The following is a 4,536-nucleotide window of genomic DNA, read 5'->3' as shown; positions in this document are numbered from 1 at the left end:
TATGCGCAGCAAAATAGCATTTTTCTGCCTTTCACTCAGCTTTTCCGGTTCAAGACCAATAGAACGAAACAGCAGGGATTTCCATTCATCGGTAGTCATTACCCTGCGTGCTTCTGCCAGTTTGGTAAGCACATCCCGGCTGGATAGCTGGATTTCCCTGATGGCTTCAATGCCAAAGGGGCGCCCGTTCTTTTCCTGAGCGATCACGGGATCATATACCAGGGTGATCTCGGCAAAGAAGCCGCCAGTCAGCATTCGCTCATGCCTGCTAACCAACTCTGAGCCTATCCTGGAATCACGCAAGCGCAAACTGGGTAGGGTGGCCAGATAGGAATCAGTTTTGGCATCCAAGCGTACTGTGATCAGATCTATGATCTTCACCGAGCCCTTTTCTTTGGCCCTGGATTTAAACAACTCTTCATCTCCAGCCTTGACTGTTCTATCCAAAAGCTGCCTCTGAACTATCTCTATGCCCTCATTGATCTCGTCGGGATCGATGCTGGCGCAGTATCTTCCCAAAAGGAATTCCACCACATAAGTGGGAACCGGAAACTGGCGACTAAAAGTGCGCACCAGATCCTTACGAACCAAATATCCTTCTAAAATGGATGCTGCCTTTTTGTCGATGTCATCCAGCTGAATCATCTTTTCCTCCGCCAATGGTAGTTTGTATTTGCGTTACTATGTTATCATCCTGATCGAGGATTACTATGTAGGCAGGGTTGCCTTGCAGATTCTCGTTCTCCACCACAACCGAAGCAGTGTGGTCACTTTTAACAGACTTTACACTCAGTACCACGCTGCTCGTAAGATCATCCGGTGACGTCCTAATATCAAGGACTAGATCATTGCCTTGTCCCTCGATGGCAATGCTGCAGCGCATGTTCGTCCATTTGATGTCAGTTATCCTGACCGAAGCCTTGCTTAGTTCATTCTTACCCAGGGTGACCCTGATGTCCAGCAGCAGGCATTCCTGTAAGCTCAAGCCCCCGTGAGTGTACTCGACTCCGGCGCTATAACAGGACACTCCATCGGCAATTGCGATTTGCTGAAGGGGATCCCAGTACCAGGGGAAGAGACTATCCTGCGTTTGCGTTCCTTCTTTGAGAGTGGCAAAACGGTGCCATTTACTCTCGGACAGGCAAGCCGGAAGATCGGTTTTGGGTAAACCTATGGGCGATAGAAGCCACCCGTGATCAGTAACTATGAGAACGCTTTGCCACCCTGCCTTAAAGATATCCTTGATTCTTGCAGCGATCTCAGCCAAAGTGCTTTCGATGTGTTTGGCCAAACCACAGCCCTGAGAATGTCCCAACTCATCCAGATTGCCATACTCCAACCAGAGTTTGGAATGGGTTTTTCCATTATTGCGCTCAGCATGAGGAATGATGTCCTTGCTGGTCAATACCCGCCAACTTTGCTTTTCCAGTACCTTTTTAAACTCGTAGGAACTCATGGCTTCATAGTTAATCGCATCCCTGCTTTGCTTATCGGTTCTGGGGCTCAATAGCGTTTCGATCAGGATGGGTTTACAGGTAGCTGTTATTGTCGGCAATCCTGACCAGCGGACACTTTCCTCAATTTGCCAACCATCCGCGCTCAGCAGTTCAGACAGCCGCTTACCGCAGTCGAAACGCAGGCCATCTACAAACAAAACCGCTTCTACTGATTCAAGATAGTCCGCTTTAATGGCAATGCCAGCTCGAGCATAAACTCCCTTCTTTTGCAAATAACGGGCGGAAGCATCCATCCAGGGAAGGTAGAGCTTCTCCAGAATGCCCCAAAACATCCTCAAATCTTCGCCAGAATCGATTATACCCAGAAGTTGGAGCACAGACCCATCCGTCTGCCACGAGTGCTCAGAATAGCGTTTTTCGAGCTCCGATAGGTCACCAGTTTCAAGGCTATCGTCTGTCAGCTTGGCAAGTTGAGCCAGATATTGAAGTAATTCAGCATACTTAGCCTCACCAAGTTCTGCCCAGATGAGCCCTCTTCGTCTGGAGTGGTCAGTTTCCAAATCTGCGATCTTCACCCTGGCATCTTTGGTATTGGCGTTGTGCAGTGATTCCAGGGCTTTCTTGAGAATCCGCTCCATTTCATCGTTCCACTGGGGGTAGCGGTCGAAGGCATGGTCTTCATTCTGCAGATACATCCAGTCATCGGGAACCTGGAGTTTTCTGATCAGGTCAGGGATTCTGCTGAATTTTCTCGGGGCATCACAGTAGCGGTCCCATACTAGCTGCCAGTTCTTATGCTTGGCGTCTGATCCACCAGTCTCCACCAGGGACTTGACCGCGCTCAACAACCCATCTTTCACTGGATCGATGCCAAAATGTGATTTGCAGTTGGCGCAAAAGGCCTGCCACTGCTCCAGGCTTAGATTCGCTTTGAACTCATCTCCCCGGTCCAGCCAGTTCAGCATGTCCCTGGTAGTATCGCCTCCGGTTAGCAGGGAGTTAAAATGATCTTTTTCCAGGCGTTTGCCCTTCAGGTCTTCAATATTCTCCTGCAAAAGGGGAAGCAGAGCGTTCTGCAGGGCTTGTTTGGTACCAGTATCCTGAGCAACATCCAGTCCTAAGCCACCTTTATCGGAGACCAGATAAGAGAGGATCGTCCAATCCTTGCCGTTGTACTGGCTCCAGATCGCTGATCTGAATTGAAGTTCTGCCAGCGGCTTTATCTCTTCGGGGCAACTCTCCACAGCCTTAAGCTCCTGTATGCTAACTCCCGGAAGATAGAGCACAAAAACAGTTTCTTCGGATATGCCAAGGTGCTTGACTTGACCGGCAATAGCGCATCGCAGCCATATGGCAGGACCAGTCCTGTTATCAGGATCGTATTGACCCAGACAAAGCAATCCGGGTATCTCTTTCCTCAAAGCCGGGATCGCCTTTTCCCATTGGCGCTCCTTATCCGGCCAGAGGACTACTCTTGAGTTTAATCCCAAGATCGATTCCTTAATGATATCTATTACTCTGCTCAACTTAGACTCCTCATCGAATCACCCACTTTCCACCTTTTTTACCACCGCTTCTGGATATAACTCCGCTTGCTTTTAACTCCTGAAGATATCGCTTTACAGTAGCCGGGCTTTTATTTATTGAGATCGCCAGTTCTGCATAGGTGATGGATGGATTTTCCGTTATTAGGGTCAATATACTGGTTTTAAGGTCATTTATCGGGTCAAAATGTGCTTTTCTAGGGTCAATTTCTTGAGTTTTAGGGTCATAATTAGGTTCATCGGGTTCATTTTTCGGTCCATTATTGTATAAGATCGTCTTGAGAAAGTCCTCAGTGGCTTCGAATTCCGGCTCGGTACCGTTAAACTCACGCATGATCGGTATGACCTTGGTTCTGATCCCCATGCCCCGGGCGTCCACATATTGGTAATCTCTCAGAACCTCCATGATGATGGTGTTGCGGGGAGTTCGTCTACCGCCGACCATTTTTTCCACTGTCATGGAGTTGGGCAAAGCGCCTGGACTTATCACCTCCAGTCTGTCTTTGTAACGGCAAATCTCGATGTCGGTATTGCGGGTCCAATCCCTGTGCGCTAAAGCGTTCAGGATCAGCTCACGGATGGCATTCCAGGGGTAGTATCGTTTCAATGGTCTGCGGAAACCCTTGTCTATGGTTCCGGACTCCTCAGTTATGAAGGGATACAAAGCTGACGCTGCTTTCTCAACCAGACCGTCATCGACAATTCCTGATACTCTTTGATCGGTAACTTCTACTCTGGCAACCATAGGAGCGTCTAGGACGACGTCCAGGAGAGCTTTGTATTCTTTATCGTCTGAGTCGAAAACCATGATCCTCAGCCCTGCCTGCTTAAGGTATCTGCGGGGATTGATCCCAAACAGCAGCAATCCGGCAATTGTGCAAACCTTTTCCATCTCTGCGTTTTCAGATAGGAAACCCATGTCAACCAGACGAGTTTCCCACTCCTTGTCATCTCGAGGTAGGGAAGGCTCTACCAAGATATCCCTGAAGTAGTTTTCAAGCCTGGCTTTATCAAGAGTTTTGAAGGAGGTCCTGGGCACTGGCAGGGTTTCCACATGTATCATTCCACCTGATGCCGAGATCCTGATGATCTGCTCTCTATTTGCCAGTCTGCTGGTGGAGCCTGCCCTGATATAAAACTCTTCCCTGTCGTTATGCCTCACTACATATGGTTTGGAAACTCCCAGGGGTACAGTTATCACAGCAACGCGGAGATTAGCTTCAAGCTTAACTTCTTCATATAGCGGTATTACTGCCGGATGAACGTAACGAGCGCAGACCGTGTCCATGATCCAGTGCTCCAAATTGGATCGTTGGATACCAGAGGGTGTTCCATCATCCTCAACCCCCAATAGGAGCTTTCCGCCGTAGCTATTGGCAAAGGCGACGATCTCCTTGGCAAGCTGTTCCGGCCGGACGTCGTCTCGCTTGAACTCAACCAGTGAATTTTCACCGTTGGCTATAATTTCCAGAAGTTCATTCTTTAGCATTACTCGCCTCGCGCTTCTCTTTCAAGCTCAGATGCCTGTCATTGAT

General features: G+C 48.9%; 3 protein-coding genes and 1 pseudogene. All 4 read right to left on the bottom strand.

Features of this window, described 5'->3' with window-relative positions; all coding sequences use genetic code 11:
• Nucleotides 1-645, bottom strand: a 645-nt coding sequence (locus LHW48_09765; protein ID MCB5260735.1) for a BREX system Lon protease-like protein BrxL, incomplete at its 3' end; no start/stop codon positions are given.
• Complete coding sequence (pglZ, locus tag LHW48_09760) at nucleotides 629-2,983, bottom strand: BREX-1 system phosphatase PglZ type B (GenBank protein MCB5260734.1); 2,355 nt, start codon at nucleotides 2,981-2,983, stop codon at nucleotides 629-631. The genes LHW48_09765 and pglZ, both read right to left, overlap by 17 nt.
• Nucleotides 2,984-2,993: 10 nt before the next feature.
• Nucleotides 2,994-3,179, bottom strand: coding sequence for a winged helix-turn-helix domain-containing protein (locus tag LHW48_09755; GenBank protein MCB5260733.1), 186 nt, complete (start codon nucleotides 3,177-3,179; stop codon nucleotides 2,994-2,996).
• Between the two features lie 87 nt (nucleotides 3,180-3,266).
• Nucleotides 3,267-4,490, bottom strand: a pseudogene (locus tag LHW48_09750) (putative DNA binding domain-containing protein).
• Between the last annotated feature and the right edge of the window lie 46 nt (nucleotides 4,491-4,536).

Source organism: Candidatus Cloacimonadota bacterium (assembly GCA_020532355.1).
Classification (GTDB): domain Bacteria; phylum Cloacimonadota; class Cloacimonadia; order Cloacimonadales; family Cloacimonadaceae; genus UBA5456.
Note: the sequence above shows the minus strand (reverse complement) of the source record. Positions and strands in the feature narration are given on the sequence as shown.